Annotated in this window: 12 protein-coding genes and 1 pseudogene; 6 read left to right on the top strand and 7 right to left on the bottom strand. The window is 74.3% G+C overall.

Going from position 1 to position 14,313, the window contains the following annotated elements:
- Positions 1–34: 34 nt before the first annotated feature.
- Positions 35–1,210, bottom strand: coding sequence for a SchA/CurD-like domain-containing protein (locus AB0Q99_RS20075; protein ID WP_363573602.1), 1,176 nt, complete (start codon positions 1,208–1,210; stop codon positions 35–37).
- Positions 1,211–1,513: 303 nt separating this feature from the next.
- Between AB0Q99_RS20075 and AB0Q99_RS20070 the strand changes: the two genes are divergently transcribed.
- Positions 1,514–3,139 carry an FAD-dependent monooxygenase gene (locus AB0Q99_RS20070; RefSeq protein WP_363573600.1) on the top strand — a complete coding sequence of 542 codons (1,626 nt, stop codon included), beginning with the start codon at positions 1,514–1,516 and terminating at the stop codon, positions 3,137–3,139.
- Positions 3,140–3,202: 63 nt separating this feature from the next.
- Here the strand turns inward: AB0Q99_RS20070 and AB0Q99_RS20065 are convergent, their stop codons facing one another.
- Both AB0Q99_RS20065 and AB0Q99_RS20060 read right to left on the bottom strand, forming a co-directional pair.
- Positions 3,203–4,864, bottom strand: a complete 1,662-nt coding sequence (locus AB0Q99_RS20065; protein ID WP_363573598.1) for an APC family permease — start codon at positions 4,862–4,864, stop codon at positions 3,203–3,205.
- Between the two features lie 324 nt (positions 4,865–5,188).
- A complete protein-coding gene (locus AB0Q99_RS20060) occupies positions 5,189–6,115 on the bottom strand; it encodes a threonine/serine dehydratase (RefSeq protein WP_363573596.1) in 927 nt (308 codons plus the stop codon).
- Positions 6,116–6,419: 304 nt separating this feature from the next.
- Between AB0Q99_RS20060 and AB0Q99_RS20055 the strand changes: the two genes are divergently transcribed.
- Both AB0Q99_RS20055 and AB0Q99_RS20050 read left to right on the top strand, forming a co-directional pair.
- Positions 6,420–7,289, top strand: coding sequence for a DMT family transporter (locus AB0Q99_RS20055; RefSeq protein WP_363573594.1), 870 nt, complete (start codon positions 6,420–6,422; stop codon positions 7,287–7,289).
- 119 nt (positions 7,290–7,408) lie between these two features.
- Positions 7,409–7,666: a hypothetical protein gene (locus AB0Q99_RS20050; protein ID WP_363573592.1), complete on the top strand. Its 258-nt coding sequence runs from the start codon at positions 7,409–7,411 to the stop codon at positions 7,664–7,666.
- Positions 7,667–7,693: 27 nt separating this feature from the next.
- Here AB0Q99_RS20050 and AB0Q99_RS20045 read toward each other — a convergent pair whose 3' ends face one another.
- Both AB0Q99_RS20045 and AB0Q99_RS20040 read right to left on the bottom strand, forming a co-directional pair.
- Positions 7,694–8,020: a hypothetical protein gene (locus AB0Q99_RS20045; protein ID WP_363573590.1), complete on the bottom strand. Its 327-nt coding sequence runs from the start codon at positions 8,018–8,020 to the stop codon at positions 7,694–7,696.
- On the bottom strand, positions 8,017–8,319 hold the full coding sequence (locus AB0Q99_RS20040; protein ID WP_363573588.1) for an SAV_915 family protein: 303 nt from the start codon (positions 8,317–8,319) through the stop codon (positions 8,017–8,019). The genes AB0Q99_RS20045 and AB0Q99_RS20040 overlap by 4 nt, the downstream gene beginning before the upstream one ends.
- Before the next feature lie 368 nt (positions 8,320–8,687).
- Here AB0Q99_RS20040 and AB0Q99_RS20035 point away from each other — a divergent pair, with 368 nt between their 5' ends.
- Entirely contained in the window at positions 8,688–10,907 is a 2,220-nt protein-coding gene (locus AB0Q99_RS20035; protein WP_363573586.1) for an NADP-dependent isocitrate dehydrogenase, read from the top strand.
- Positions 10,908–11,091: 184 nt separating this feature from the next.
- Here the strand turns inward: AB0Q99_RS20035 and AB0Q99_RS20030 are convergent, their stop codons facing one another.
- Positions 11,092–11,679, bottom strand: a complete 588-nt coding sequence (locus AB0Q99_RS20030) for a YdcF family protein (protein WP_363573584.1) — start codon at positions 11,677–11,679, stop codon at positions 11,092–11,094.
- A gap of 87 nt (positions 11,680–11,766) precedes the next feature.
- On the bottom strand, positions 11,767–12,819 hold the full coding sequence (locus AB0Q99_RS20025; RefSeq protein ID WP_363573582.1) for a cytochrome c oxidase assembly protein: 1,053 nt from the start codon (positions 12,817–12,819) through the stop codon (positions 11,767–11,769).
- Positions 12,820–13,092: 273 nt separating this feature from the next.
- Here AB0Q99_RS20025 and AB0Q99_RS20020 point away from each other — a divergent pair, with 273 nt between their 5' ends.
- Positions 13,093–14,040, top strand: coding sequence for an NAD(P)-dependent oxidoreductase (locus tag AB0Q99_RS20020; protein ID WP_363573580.1), 948 nt, complete (start codon positions 13,093–13,095; stop codon positions 14,038–14,040).
- A 112-nt stretch (positions 14,041–14,152) separates the two neighbouring features.
- Positions 14,153–14,239: pseudogene (locus AB0Q99_RS20015) on the top strand (transposase); the annotation flags it as partial.
- Positions 14,240–14,313: the final 74 nt, after the last annotated feature.

Raw genomic sequence — 14,313 nt, 5'->3', positions numbered from 1 at the left:
TTCCTCCGGGAAATCGACGGGTGGTGACGGAGCGTCAGTTGGCACTGGGGTCGCTGGAACGGCGGTCGGTGACCGGGTTCATGGCGCGGGCGGCGAGGAAGGCGCTGAGCCCGGCGACGGTGCGCAGGTCGCCGTGCGGGCCGAGGTCGAGCAGCCGGGCGAGCTCGGCCGCGCCCTGCTCGTCCGCCACGCCGAGCGCCGCCGCCGGGTCGGCCTCGGCCGGCACCCGCAGGTCGACCAGGCGCACCACCACGTCCTCGCGCCGGAAGACGGTGCCCGCCGCGACGGGCCCGGTCGGGTCGGCGGTCGCCAGGTTGTCGTGCTCGGCCAGCAGCTCGGCCACCGCCTGTCCGGTGCCGGGGCGGACCGGGTAGAGCACGGCGTGCCGGTGCAGCCGGCCGGAGGCGGGCGAGCTGGCGATCGCCTGGTGCTTGGCGGGCAGCGCCGCCCTGGCGAAGAAGGCACGGGCCGCCTGCGGGTCGCCCAGCTGGCGGGCCTCCTCCAGGTACGGGTTGATCGCCTCCTCGACGGCCCGCACCTCGGGCTGCATCGCCACGTGGCGCAGCGCGTCGCCCAGGTTGCCGATCACCTCGACGGCCCGCACCACCCGGTTGCCGTGCATGAACAGCGAGGTGCGCCGCAGCCGGGTGTGCTGGTCCACCTCGGCCCGGGGGGAGGCGTAGCCGGAGAGGATCCGGGCCACCTCGGGCTCGCTGCCGGGCTTGACCGTGAAGGTCAGCGCGTGGCGGACCACGCCGTCCGGGCCCGGCTCGGCCTTCGGCGGGCCGACGTGGCCGGCGGGCGTGGTGGGCGGCAGCCCGGGCGGCACCTCCATCGGGGCCCGGGTGCCGGTGGAGCCGGCCGCCGAGGTCTCGCGCAGGACGGCGTAGCGCAGCGAGCGGAAGTTGTCGCTGACGCAGCCGTGCATCGGCTTGACCATCTCGCGGTGGGCCGGGCTGTCCACCCACTGCAGGAAGGTCTCCTGGTCCTCCCACTCGCTGGTGATCAGCCACTGGCGCGGGTCGTTGATCGACTGGCACAGCTGGTCGCTGACGTGGCCGGGGACCGAGGCCACCTGGTGCCGCAGCTGCTCGTAGACGTCGAGGAAGCGCTGCTGGGCGCCGTCCTGGATCTCCAGCATCAGCACGACCCGCAACCGGGTGTCGGACTCGGAGTGCTGCCTCGGCTGGGGTTCGGACAGAGTTGTCATGATCCACTTTCTGCTCTGGGCCGCACGCTGCGGGCCGTGTCGGCCGTGCCCGGCGGGCGCTCCCCGGCCTGGGATGGCGGTGCGACGGCGGTCGGCCCGGGCGGTCGGCGCCAGGCCTGAGGTCGATCGTGGGCGGCGCGGCGGGTGCGGCGCGAGATTTGCGGGCCATCCGGGCGAAGGGGCGGCACAGCCGGCCCCGGGCGGGGGATGGAAGAGCGGGGCCCCCGGCTGAGCGGGCCCGTCGAGGGCGGCGCCGACTCCAGTCGCCGGGCCGCGGAATCCCCTGACAGGGTGGAGCAACTGATGAATCCGAAGATCGACGACCGGGTGCCGGTCCTGATCGTGGGCGGCTCGCTGGTCGGGCTGTCGGCCTCACTCTTCCTCGGCCGGCTCGGGGTCGGACACCTGCTGGTCGAGAAGCACGCCGACACTTCGCACCACCCGCGCGGCCGCGGCAACAACGTCCGCACCATGGAGCTGTACCGGGTGGCCGGGATCGAGTCGGCGGTCCGCGAGGCCGCCTCGGTCCTCGCCCCCAACCACGGCATCCTGCAGGCACCCTCGCTGACCGGCAGCGAGCAGGAGTGGCTGTTCCGCGAGATCGACCCGGGCGGCCGGCTGGCCCGGTTCAGCCCCAGCTCGTGGTGCCTGTGCAGCCAGAACGACCTGGAGCCGGTGCTGCTGAGGGCGACCCGCGACCTGGGCGCGGACGTGCGGTTCGGCACCGAGCTGGTCTCCTTCGAGCAGGACGCCGACGGCGTGACCTCGGTGCTGCGCAGCCGGGAGGGCGGCGAGGAGCGGGTGGTCCGCTCGGAGTTCCTGATCGCGGCGGACGGCCCGCGCAGCCCGGTCCGCGAGCGGCTGGGCATCGGCCGGTCCGGCAAGGGCGAGCTGTTCCACAACGTCAGCATCACCTTCCGGGCCAAGCGGCTGGCGGAGGTGGTCGGCGACCGGCACTTCATCGCCTGCTACCTGACCAACCCGGAGGCGGACGGCGCGCTGCTGCCGGTGGACAACCAGGAGGAGTGGGTCTTCCACGCGCCCTGGCACCCCGAGCACGGCGAGCCGCTGGAGGCCTTCACCGACGAGCGCTGCGAGCGGCACATCCGCACCGCCGTCGGCCTGCCCGAGCTGGACGTCGAGGTGACCGGCCGGGCGCCCTGGCACGCCGCCGAGCGGGTGGCCGACCGGTACGGCGCCGGGCGGGTCTTCCTGGCCGGGGACTCCGCCCACGAGATGTCCCCGACCGGCGCCTTCGGCTCCAACACCGGCATCCAGGACGCCCACAACCTGGCCTGGAAGCTCGCCGCCGTGCTGTGCGGCTGGGCCGGGCCGCGGTTGCTGGAGACGTACGGGCAGGAGCGGCGTCCGGTCGCCCGGGTGACCAGCGAGCGCGCCTCGGCCCGTTCCGCCGAGCACAGCCACCCGGGCTACGCGGTGGTGCCGGGCGTCGGGCGGCAGGCCGGGGTGCTCGCGGTGGCGCTCGGCTACCGCTACCCGGTCGGCGCGGTGGTCGGCACGGACGGGGAGGGCGCCGTCGTCCCCGAGCAGTTCGAGTCGGCGGGCGAGCCGGGCAGCCGCGCCCCGCACCAGTGGCTGCTGCGGGCGGGCGTGAAGCTCTCCACCCTGGACCTGTACGAGCAGGCGATGGTGCTGCTCACCGGTCCGGAGGGCGGCGCCTGGCAGGCGGGCGCCCGGCGGGCGGCGGACCGGCTGGCCGTCCCGCTGGACGCCTACCGGATCGGCTCCGGCGCCGAGGACGACCTGGCCCCGGAGCCGGGCGCGGACTTCGCGGCGCTGCACGGCATCGGCCCGCAGGGCGCGGTGCTGGTCCGCCCGGACGGTTTCGTCGCCTGGCGCTCGCCCGGTCCGGCGCTGGACCCGGAGGCGGAGCTGGACGCGGTGCTGCGCGCGGTGCTGGGCCTCTGAGGCACGCGGAAGGGCCCGCCGGTCGTCCGGCGGGCCCTTCGGGTCAGGAGTGGGGTGCGGGGATCAGTGACCGCCCGCGTCGACCACCTCGACGTCGGCGACCTCACGCTGGATCGCCTCGGCCGGCAGGGCCACCCGGATCGCCCAGAAGTAGATGGCCAGCGAGAAGACCGCGACCAGGCCCATGTCCCACCACATCGGGATCCGGCCGGTGCCGTCGCCGAAGCCGCCCTGCCAGGAGACCAGGCCGAGGCCCAGCAGGTAGACCGGCAGCCACTGGGCGGACTTCCAGCTCAGCCGGGGCGCGTTCGGCAGTCCCTTGCGGATCGCGTAGGCCGCGTAGCCGCCGAGCAGGACGTAGCCGAGCACGATGGCCATGCCCAGGCGGGACAGGGTGTGCCAGCCGGACCAGTAGATGATCAGGCTGGAGACCACGAACGCGGCCGGGGAGATGACCCCGCCGAAGGGCAGCCGGTACGAGCGCTCGTGGTTCGGCAGCCGGCGGCGCAGGGCGCCGAAGGCCAGCGGGGCGCCGGCGTACATCAGCACGCTGGCGGAGGTGATGAAGCCGACCAGCTCCTGCCAGCTCGGGAAGGGCAGGAAGCAGATCACGCCGGTGATGAACGACATGACCAGGCCGAACCACGGCACGCCGTTCTTGTCCAGCTTCTCGAACGTCTGCGGCGCGTAGCCGTTCTTGCTCAGGCCGTAGGAGATGCGGGAGGTGGAGGTGGTGTAGATCAGGCCGGTGCCGCCGGGGGAGACGATGGCGTCGAAGTACAGCACCCAGGAGAGCCAGCCGAGGCCGACCAGGGTGGCGAGGCCGGCGAACGGACCCTCGATGCCCGGGAAGTCGAGCTTGTCCCAGCCGTTGATGAAGGAGCTGACCGGCAGCGAGCCGATGAAGGCGACCTGCAGCAGGACGTAGATCAGGGTGCCGATGGCGACCGAGCCGAGGACGGCGCGGGGGATGTCGCGCTTGGGGTTGCGGCTCTCACCGGAGATCTGGATGGCCTGCTCGAAGCCGAGCAGCGCGAAGATGATGCCGCTGGAGCTGATCGCGGCGAGGACGCCCTTGGCGCCGAACGGGGCGAAGCCGTGCGAGGTGAAGTTCGAGGCGTGGAAGTTGGTGATCGACAGCGCCAGGATCGTGAGCAGCGGGACGCCGATCTTGAGCCAGGTCGCGATCGAGTTGGTGGCCGCCAGGACCCGCACACCGAGGAAGTTGACCGCCACGAAGACGCCCATCAGCAGCACCGCGACGATGAAGCCGCTGGTGGTGAGGGTGCCGTTGGCGTTGAGGAAGCTCTTGGCGAACTGCCAGTGGCCCGCGTAGCCGATCATCGCCTCGACCTCGATCGGGGCGACGGTGGCGGCCTGGAGCCAGGAGAACCAGCCGAAGGACATGCCGGCGAGGCCACCGAAGGCGTAGTGCGGGTAGCGCGCGGTGCCACCGGCGACCGGGAACATTCCGCCGAGCTCGGCGTGCACGAAGGCGAGCAGCACGATCGCGACCGCGCCGATCCCCCAGGAGAGGAGGGCCGCTGGTCCGGCGGCGACGACGGCGTTCTTCGCGCCGAAGAGCCAGCCGGAGCCGATGATCGAGCCGACCGAGGCCCACATGAGGCCGATGAGGCCCACGTGGCGCTTGAGCGACCGGGTGCTGGTGCCGGATTCGGCGCCGGTGCTCTGTCCGGGCGGCGAGATCTGGTTGAGGGAAGCCATGGGCGATCTCTCTGTGTGTGGGGGCTCCGGGATGGGCGGAGCGCGGAGAGTTGCCACACAGTAGGGCTATTCATAGACCTCTGCACAGATTTCATTACTGAATGTTTACTTTCTTTGCCGGATATCCGTCCTGGTAGGAGGCATTCTGTTCAGTCGTCTGTTACGTTACTTGTGGGTAAGTTCAGGATTTGAGCCTCGATTGAGCTTCGCCCGTCGGGCCTGCATCATTGACACCCCCGGCCATTCATGGAAATGGCGTTCTCTGCATAGCGATGCGCCGGGGCCCCGGCGGCGCCGGAACGGTCCGAGTGGGGCGGGGTGGGTTCAGGCCCGGTCCACCAGGTCGGACGGGTCGGTGTTGGCGCCGCAGAGCAGGACGGCGACGCGCTCGCCCTCGGCCCGGTCGACGGCGGCGAGGGCGGTGGCGGCCGCGAACTCGACGGCGATCCGGCGGTCCTCCCACAGCCGGCGGCGGGCCCGCACGATGGCCTCGTCGTCCACCAGGACGGAACGCACGCCCTCGTGCCCGGCGGCCTCGACGGCAAGCGCGGTGGCGCGGCGGGCGCCGAGCGCGTCCTGTGCCACCGAGTCGACCGGGACGTCCACCGGGTGGCCGGCCGCCAGTGCGGCGTTCAGGGCGCGACTGCCGGTCGGCTCCACCGCGAGGACCCGGACGCCGTGCTCGCGTGCCGCCACCGCCACCCCGGCGAACAGGCCGCCGCCGCCCACCGACAGCACCACGGTGTCCAGTCCGGGCACCCGGGCGCGGATCTCCGCCAGTACCGTCCCGGCGCCGGCCGCGATCAACGGGTGGTCGTACGCGTGCGAGGACAGCGCGCCGCTGCCCGCCGCGAACTCCTCGCACGCGGCCAGCGCCTCCGCGTACTCCCGGCCCGCCAACCGCACCTCGGCGCCGTAGCGGCGCAGCCGGGCCAGCTTCACCGGGGAGGCCGTCTCCGGCAGGAACACCGTTGCCCGCACGCCGAGTTCGCGCGCCGCCCAGGCGCAGGCCAGCCCGGCGTTGCCGCCCGAGGCGATGGTCACCCCGGTGTCCGGGAGGGTGCCCGCCTCGGCGTGCGCGAGCAGGAAGTTCTGTGCCCCGCGGGCCTTGAAGCTGCCGGTGTGCTGCAGGAACTCCAGTGCCAGCCACGTCCGTTCGCCGTCGTCCCCCGGCGCCACCGCCACCGGGCGCACCCGTCCGGCGATCCGCCGCCCGGCGGCCTCGATCTGATCATGCGTCAGCTGGTCCATCGCGTTTGCTCCTTCGCCGAGAGGCGCCGAGAAGGGCGTTTCGGGGGCGTTGTGAGGGTGTTGAGACGGCGTTCCGTTCGGGCCCGACGGTACGTCGTGCGGCCGGCCGGACGGAAGATCACCGCCACCGCAGGCGTACCCTGGCCCCATGCGTCACGTGATCCTCCCCCCGCCGGCCCGCTAAGCGGGCGGCCCGCTCCACCCACCCCGGCCCGGCGGGACTCAGCCCGCCGCCGGGGCGATGACTGCCGCCCGCGCGCACCCCGCGGACCCGAACCGGCCCTTCATCGTGGAGTACCGACGCATGACCTCCTACGTCGCCGTGCCCTTCCGGCGTGGCCTGTTGTCCATTTCCGCCGCCGCCGTCGCCTGGGGTGCGGGCGGTGCCGTGGCCGCGCTGCTGATGCGCACCAGCGGCCTCGGTCCGGTGGCCGTCTCCTGCTGGCGCTTCGGCGTCGCGGCGCTCTGCCTGGCCCTGCTGCCGACCGGTGGCCGCCGGGCCGACGGGGGAGCCTCCCGGCCCGGTGCCGCCGTGCTGACCGGGCTCGGCCTGGCGATCAGCCAGTGCGCCTACTTCGGCTCCGTGCGCTACGCGGGTCTGGGGCTGGGCACCCTGATCACCATCGGTGCCGGCCCGGTGCTCACCAGCCTCGGGGCGCACCTGCTGCTCGGCGAGCGCCTGACCCGCCGCGCGCTCGCCGCCGTCGCGCTGGCCCTCGCCGGGCTGGCCCTGCTGGTCGCCGCCCCGGCAGCCGGCCCGCGCCCGGCGCTGGGCGTCGCGCTGGCCGTCCTCGCCGGCGCCGGGCAGAGCGGCCTCACCCTCTGGGCCCGGGGCGGCGGTTCGGCCCGGGCCGGTACCGGCGCCTTCGCCACCGGGCTGCTCTGCCTGCTCCCGCTCGCGGCCACCCAGGGCGTCCTGCCGACGGCCGGGGACCCGGCGGTGACCGGCGGCGCGCTGCTCTTCCTCGGCACGGTGCCCACGCTGTTCGCCTACCGCTGGTACTTCACCGGACTGACCGCCGTCCCGGGCGTGACGGCGGCGGTGCTGGTGCTGCTGGAGCCGGCCGCGGCGGCCGTGATCGGCGTGCTGTTCCTGGGCGAGCCCGTCACGGCAGGCCTGCTGGCGGGCTCGGCGCTGCTGCTCGGGGCGATCGCGGCGTTGGCCCGGGCGTAGCGCGCCCGGGTGGAGGGCACCGCGGCCGGTGCGGTCCGGCCGCACCGGCCGTTCCGGCGGCCACCCGGCCGGGCGTCCCGTGGTCGCAGCGGGCGCGCGGCCGTGCTGGGCTGGTCCGCATGAACCGCTCACGCCTGGCCCGGGTGGCCGCCACGACCGCGTCCGTCGTCCTGCTCACCACCGCCGCCGGGGCCGCGGCCGCCGCTGCCCCGGCGGCGGCGACCGGGCTCCGGGACGTCACCGCCGAGCAGTGCCGGGGCGCGGGCGGGCACGTCGAGGGCAGCGGCTACTGCACCGAAGCGGTCGGCGACGACGCCTGGGGCCAGCCCATCGACTACCAGGCGATCAACCCGGACCCGCGCCCCGGGGATGAGTGAGCGCCCGACCCGGCGGCCGGGCGCACCTCAGGGCACCGGCCGCAGGGTCACCGGGGCCGGGGTGAGGGCGCGCAGGACCAGGTCGATACGGACCGTGGCGGCGCCCGCGCGGTGCAGGGCCGCGGCGATCATCCGTAACTCCTCCGGGCCGGTGCAGGCGAGCCGGAGCTCCAGGTCGGCCTCGCCGGCGAGGGCGAGGCCGCTCTGGACGGCCGGGAACTCGGCCGCGAGCCGGTCGAAGTCGAGCGGGACCGGGCCGTAGCTGACCCGGGCGATCGCGTGCAGCGACCGGGCCGGCCGCAGGTGGCCCTCGGCGGCCAGGCCGCCCGGGACGAGCTGGAGCGGGGCCGTCACCGGTGCTGGAGCTGTGCGGTCGGGGCCGGGGCGGGCGGCGCGGCGGGGCCCGCGACGGGCGGGGCGACCAGCCTCGGGTCCAGCACCAGGGCGTCCACCCCGAGCGGGGCGGTGAGGTCGCGCAGGGCGGGTTCGCCGATCTCGGCGGAGGCCTGCTCCGGCCCGAGGAGGGCGGCGAGGGCCTCGGGGCTGGAGAATCCGACCGCGCAGCGGCGACCGTCGCGCAGGCGGAACAGCCGGAGTGCGGTGGTGCCGCGGGTGCCGGAGGTGGTGACCGGTACGTGCCAGACGCTGGCCATGCGGATGCTCCCGGGTGGGGTGGTGGTGCCTGCCGGAACTGCCTCCCTCGACGCTAGGTCGGCCAGCCCCCGGCGTCGCCGGTCCTGACGCGGCATTGACCGAATGGGGTGGTGCGTTGACGCACTCCTGACGTTCGGCTCACCCGGGTGGATCACGCCACCGGCCGGGGCGCTCCGGTTGCCGCCCGTCCCGGCTCGGACGACCGTGGATTCCGGCCCCCGGCCCGGCCGTGGGAGCGCCTCCGGCCCGGCCGCGGGAGCGCCCCCGGGGAGACCGGCGCGCGCTCCGGGGCGGGGGGAGGTGGAGCGAGGGGCCCGTGACGAGATATCTTGACGTCAAGACGTTGGAGACGTGAAGCGGAGTACCGATGACTGACTCGACCATCATCTATACGCACACCGACGAGGCTCCGGCCCTGGCGACCTACTCGTTCCTGCCGGTGGTGCAGGCGTACGCCTCGACCGCGGGTGTGCGGGTGGAGACCCGCGACATTTCCCTGGCCGGGCGGATCATCGCGAGCTTCCCGGAGCGTCTGACCGAGGCGCAGCGGATCGGCGACGCCCTGGCCGAGCTGGGTGAGCTGGCCAAGACCCCGAGCGCCAACATCATCAAGCTGCCGAACGTCTCGGCCTCCGTGCCGCAGCTGAAGGCCGCCGTCGCCGAGCTGCAGGCCCAGGGCTACGCCCTGCCGGACTACCCGGACGACCCGCAGACCGACGAGGACAAGGACGTCCGAGCCCGGTACGACAAGATCAAGGGCAGCGCCGTCAACCCGGTCCTGCGCGAGGGCAACTCCGACCGCCGCGCCCCGCAGTCGGTCAAGAACTACGCCAAGACCCACCCGCACCGCATGGGTGCCTGGAGCGCCGAGTCCAAGACCAACGTCGCCACCATGGGCGAGAACGACTTCCGGTCCACCGAGAAGTCCGCCGTGATCGAGGCCGACGGCGCCCTGCGCATCGAGCTGGTCGGCGAGGACGGCACCACCACGGTGCTGCGCGAGAAGGTGCCGGTGCTGGCCGGCGAGGTCGTCGACGCCTCGGTGATGCGCGCCGCCGCCCTGAACGAGTTCCTGGCCGCCCAGGTGGCCCGGGCCAAGGCCGAGGGCGTGCTGTTCTCGGTGCACCTCAAGGCCACCATGATGAAGGTCTCCGACCCGATCGTCTTCGGCCACGTCGTGCGCGCCTTCTTCCCGAAGACCTTCGCCGCCCACGGCGAGGCGCTGACCGCCGCGGGTCTGAACCCGAACAACGGCCTCGGCGGCATCCTGGCCGGCCTGGACGCGCTGCCGAACGGCGCCGAGGTCAAGGCCTCCTTCGAGGCCGAGCTGGCCGAGGGCCCGGCCCTGGCCATGGTCGACTCCGACAAGGGCATCACCAACCTGCACGTGCCGAGCGACGTCATCGTCGACGCCTCGATGCCGGCCATGATCCGCACCTCCGGCCACATGTGGGGCCCGGACGGCCAGGAGGCCGACACCCTCGCCGTGCTGCCGGACAGCAGCTACTCCGGCGTGTACCAGGCCGTCATCGACGACTGCCGCGCCAACGGCGCCCTCGACCCGGCCACCATCGGCTCGGTGCCGAACGTCGGCCTGATGGCGCAGAAGGCCGAGGAGTACGGCTCGCACGACAAGACCTTCGAGATCGAGGCCGCCGGCACCGTGCGCCTGGTCGACACCGAGGGCAACGTGGTGCTGGAGCAGGCCGTCCAGCCGGGCGACATCTTCCGCGCCTGCCAGACCAAGGACCTCCCGATCCAGGACTGGGTCAAGCTGGCCGTCACCCGCGCCCGCGCCACCGGCGACCCGGCGGTGTTCTGGCTGGACGAGACCCGCGCCCACGACGCGGTGCTGATCGAGAAGGTCAAGCAGTACCTGCCGGAGCACGACACCACCGGCCTGACGATCGAGATCAAGTCCCCGGTCGAGGCCACGAAGTTCTCGCTGGAGCGCATCCGCCGCGGCGAGAACACCATCTCGGTGACCGGCAACGTGCTGCGTGACTACCTGACCGACCTGTTCCCGATCCTGGAGCTGGGCACCAGCGCCAAGATGCTGTCGGTCGTCCCGCTGATGGCGGGCGGCGGCCTGTTCGAGACCGGCGCCGGCGGCTCCGCCCCGAAGCACGTGCAGCAGCTGGTCAAGGAGAACTACCTGCGCTGGGACAGCCTGGGCGAGTTCTTCGCGCTGGCCGCCAGCTTCGAGCACCTGGCCACCACCACCGGCAACGCCCGCGCCCAGGTGCTGGCCGACACCCTGGACCGCGCCACCGGCACCTTCCTCAACGAGGACAAGTCGCCGAGCCGTCGCCTCGGTGGCATCGACAACCGCGGCAGCCACTTCTACCTGGCCACCTACTGGGCCCAGGAGCTGGCCGGGCAGACCGCCGACGCCGAGCTGGCCCAGGCCTTCGCCGGCCTGGCCGAGGCGCTGACCGCGCAGGAGCAGGTCATCGTCGACGAGCTGATCGCCGTCCAGGGCTCGCCGGTCGACCTCGGCGGCTACTACCAGCCGGACCCGGCCAAGGCCGCGGCCGTGATGCGCCCGTCGAAGACCTTCAACGAGGCGCTCGCCAACCTCGGCTGAACCCGGCGGGGCCGAACCGGGCCCGGCCGAGCCGAAGTGCAGCACCGGGAGGCCCCCGGGTCCGTGCGAACGGACCCGGGGGCCTCCCCGTGTTCCCCCTGGCCGTCGCGGCCTTCCCGGCCTTCCCCGCTTCTCCCGGCCTTCCCTGCTTCTCCCGGCCCCGGGCGTTCGGCGGCGGGCCCGGTCAGGAGCGGCCGAGCACGGCCAGCGCGGTACCGACGGCCTCGCGCAGTAGCGGGTACGGGCCGTGCGCCAGCGGTCCGTCCGCGCCGAGCACCTCGGCGGGCGCGCCGGCCCGGCGGGCGGCGAGCGCGGAGCGGACGGTGTGGAAGCCGCTGGTGATCACCGTGCACCGGTAGCCGGGGCGCTCGGCGGCCATCAGGACGGCGCTGAACCGGAGGTTCTCGGCGGTGTTCGCGGCCCGCTCCTCGCGCCGGATCCGCTCGGCCGGGACGCCCCGGGCGGTCAGGTAGCGGGCCATCGCGGCGGCCTCGGTGCACTGCTCGTGCGGGCCCTTGCCACCGGTCACCAGCACCAGCGGGGCGTACCCGGCGGCCTCCTCGGCGGCGAGGCGTGCCAGCGCGGCGTCCAGCCGGGTCGCCAGGGTGGGCCCGGGCTCGCAGCCGTCCAGTGCGGCGCCCAGGACGACCAGGTAGTCGGCGCCGACCGGCGCGGGCCGGTGGTGCCGGCGCACGGCCAGGCCGAGGAAGCCGAGCAGCCAGAGCAGGACGTACCCGCAGAGCAGGGCGACGACGGTCAGCAGGGCGCGCATACCCGTTCGAACGCGTACGGCGGAACCCCCGTTCCGGAGGTGGAACGGGGGTCCTCGGGAACGGGGGTTCCGGTGCGGCGCCGTAGGTCAGCCGGCCTCGGCGGCCGGTGCGCCGGGAGCGACCGCGGGAGTAACGGCCGGAGCGGTTGCGGGAGCGGCCGCCGGGGTGCCCGGGGCCGTGCCCGTCCCGCGGGGCCGGTCGCGCTTGTGCAGCGAGGCCAGGTAGGCGTTGTAGGCCTCCAGCTCGGCGTCGCCCGAGCGCTCCTCGGCCCGGTCGCGGCGGCGGGCCTGCCGCTGCTCGGAGCCCATCCACTGGTAGACCAGGGCGATCAGCACGATCGCGGTCGGGATCTCGCCGAACGCCCAGGTGATGCCGCCCGCCAGCTTCTGGTCCTCCAGCAGGTTCGTCCCGGGCGGCGACCCCTCCGCGGTGAAGGTGGTGACCAGCGGGTGGCTCGCCATCATCACCGCCACGCCGAAGAAGGCGTGGAACGGCATCCCCATGAACAGCTCGATGATCCGCATCACGTGGCCGGGGCGGTGCGGGCCAGGGTCCACGCCCATGATCGGCCAGAAGAAGGCCAGCCCGGTGAGCAGGAAGTGCACCATCATGAAGATGTGCCCGAGGCGGTACTGCATCAGGAAGTCGAACAGCGGGGTGAAGTAGACCCCGTAGAGGCTCGCGATGAACATCGGGATGGTGAACGCCGGGTGCGAGACGACCCGGACGTACCGGCTGTGCAGCAGCGCCACCAGCAGCTCGCGCGGCCCGCGCGGGCGGCCCTTGCCGGCCGGGCGCAGCGCCCGCAGCGCCAGCGTGATCGGGGCGCCGAGCAGCAGCAGGATCGGCGTCAGCATGGAGAGCACCATGTGCTGGATCATGTGCGCGCTGAACAGCACCATGCCGTAGTCGTTCAGCCCGCTGCAGGTCACCAGCAGCAGGGTGGCGACGCCGGCCGCCCAGCCGACCATCCGGCCGATCGGCCAGCGGTCGCCGCGCCGGTACAGCCGGACCACGCCCGCCGCGTAGAGCCCCAGGACGACCAGGCCGCCGAGCAGGAAGACCCAGTCCGGGGACCAGGTCCACACGGTGGAGAAGGTGTACGGGCCCAGCTCGGTCATCCCGCCGTGGTGGTGCATGCCTGACATTCCGTCGCCCATCGGCGGGTCCTGCTTTCCGTCCTCGTGGTCCCTGGTGCGGGTCCGGTTCGCCCGCTTTGCTCGGCATACAGCCTAGGTGGGCCTTACCTCGGGCCCTGCCCCGCCCCCTCCGTACGGCTCCCTCCCCGCCGGGCGGCCCGCTGGCTAGACTGACCGGCCGGTCGGCAGGGAGGCCCGGGCATGGCGACGGAAGCACGGACGGCGACGGAACCGTGGACGGCGACGGAACCACGGACGGCGGCGGAGCGGGGAATGACGGCAGGGACCACGGTCGCGCTGACCGGAGCGAGCGGCTTCATCGGCTCCGGGGTCCTGGCGGCCCTCACGGCCCGCGGCGTCCGGGTGCGCGCGCTGACCCGCCGGGTGCCGGAGGCAGCCGGCCCCGGCATCACCTGGGTGCCTGGCGACCTCACCGACGGAGCGGGGCCGGCGGAGCTGTGCGAGGGCGCCGCGGTGCTGGTGCACCTGGCCTCCCGGGTGTCCGGCGGCGCCGAGGAGTGCGAGGCGGTGAACGTCCACGGCACGGCCGCGCTGATGGCGGCCGCCACCCGCGCCGGGGTGCGCCGGATCGTCCACCTGTCGACGGCGGCGGTGTACGGCGAGGGCCCGCACGCGGGCATCGAGGTGGACGAGGTGCCGCCCGCCCCGCTGTCCGAGGCCAGCCGCACCCGGCTGCTCGGCGAGCGCCACGCCCTGGACGCCGGCGCGCACGTGCTCCGCCCCGGCCTGGTGACCGGGACGGGCGACCGCTGGGTGGTGCCCGCCCTGGCGGAGCTGGTCCGCCGGGTGCCGGTCCGCTGGGAGGGCGGCGAGGCCCGGCTCTCGGTCGTGGACCGCGCCGACCTGGCCCGGCTGGTCACGGCGCTCGCCCTGGACGCCCACCAGGCCCCGCCCGGCGTCCACCACGCCTCCCACCCCGAGCCGGTCCGAGCCGGCGACCTGCTCGCCGCCCTGGCCGCGCTCGGCCTGCTGCCCGCCCCGGCCGGCCCGGCGGTGCCCTGGGAGGAGTGCCGCCGGCTGCTGGCCGGCACGCCCGGCCGGGTCTCGGAACGCCAGTTCTCCCTGGTCGCCCGCGACCACTGGTACCGCAGCGAGGCGGTCTGGCGCCTGGCCGCCTGCCCGCCCGGCCCCGGCCCGCTCGCCCGCCTCCCGGAGGCCGCCGGGTGGTACCGCGAGGCGCTCGGCGCAGCGCGCCGCTGAGCGCCCGCCGCGCCGGGCGGGCGGCCCGCCGGGCCGGTCCCGCCCCGGCTGAGCGGCTCTGGCCGAGCGCGCCGTACGCGAGGTCCGCTCGACCGGCCGCCCCGTCGCCCATGTGGCCCGCGACCTCGGCATCCACAAGGAAGCCCTCAGGTCCTGGGTCCGTCAGGCCGAGGCCGACGCCGACGAGCGCGACGACCGCCTCACCACCGCCGAGCGCGACGAGCTGAAGGAACTCCGCAAGGAAGTAGCCGAGTTGAGGCGGGCCAACGAGAT

Origin of the sequence: Kitasatospora sp. NPDC086791 (genome assembly GCF_040685975.1) — a bacterium.
Lineage (GTDB): Bacteria > Actinomycetota > Actinomycetes > Streptomycetales > Streptomycetaceae > Kitasatospora.
This window is presented reverse-complemented; position numbering and strand designations above follow the sequence as displayed.

What these genes read in the sequence shown, in the direction of transcription:
- AB0Q99_RS20075 (WP_363573602.1), bottom strand. Translation starts at nt 1,210, where the DNA reads ATGACAACTCTGTCCGAACCCCAGCCGAGGCAGCACTCCGAGTCCGAC.
- AB0Q99_RS20070 (WP_363573600.1), top strand. Translation starts at nt 1,514, where the DNA reads ATGAATCCGAAGATCGACGACCGGGTGCCGGTCCTGATCGTGGGCGGC.
- AB0Q99_RS20065 (WP_363573598.1), bottom strand. Translation starts at nt 4,864, where the DNA reads ATGGCTTCCCTCAACCAGATCTCGCCGCCCGGACAGAGCACCGGCGCC.
- AB0Q99_RS20060 (WP_363573596.1), bottom strand. Translation starts at nt 6,115, where the DNA reads ATGGACCAGCTGACGCATGATCAGATCGAGGCCGCCGGGCGGCGGATC.
- AB0Q99_RS20055 (WP_363573594.1), top strand. Translation starts at nt 6,420, where the DNA reads ATGACCTCCTACGTCGCCGTGCCCTTCCGGCGTGGCCTGTTGTCCATT.
- AB0Q99_RS20050 (WP_363573592.1), top strand. Translation starts at nt 7,409, where the DNA reads ATGAACCGCTCACGCCTGGCCCGGGTGGCCGCCACGACCGCGTCCGTC.
- AB0Q99_RS20040 (WP_363573588.1), bottom strand. Translation starts at nt 8,319, where the DNA reads ATGGCCAGCGTCTGGCACGTACCGGTCACCACCTCCGGCACCCGCGGC.
- AB0Q99_RS20035 (WP_363573586.1), top strand. Translation starts at nt 8,688, where the DNA reads ATGACTGACTCGACCATCATCTATACGCACACCGACGAGGCTCCGGCC.
- AB0Q99_RS20030 (WP_363573584.1), bottom strand. Translation starts at nt 11,679, where the DNA reads ATGCGCGCCCTGCTGACCGTCGTCGCCCTGCTCTGCGGGTACGTCCTG.
- AB0Q99_RS20025 (WP_363573582.1), bottom strand. Translation starts at nt 12,819, where the DNA reads ATGCACCACCACGGCGGGATGACCGAGCTGGGCCCGTACACCTTCTCC.
- AB0Q99_RS20020 (WP_363573580.1), top strand. Translation starts at nt 13,093, where the DNA reads ATGACGGCAGGGACCACGGTCGCGCTGACCGGAGCGAGCGGCTTCATC.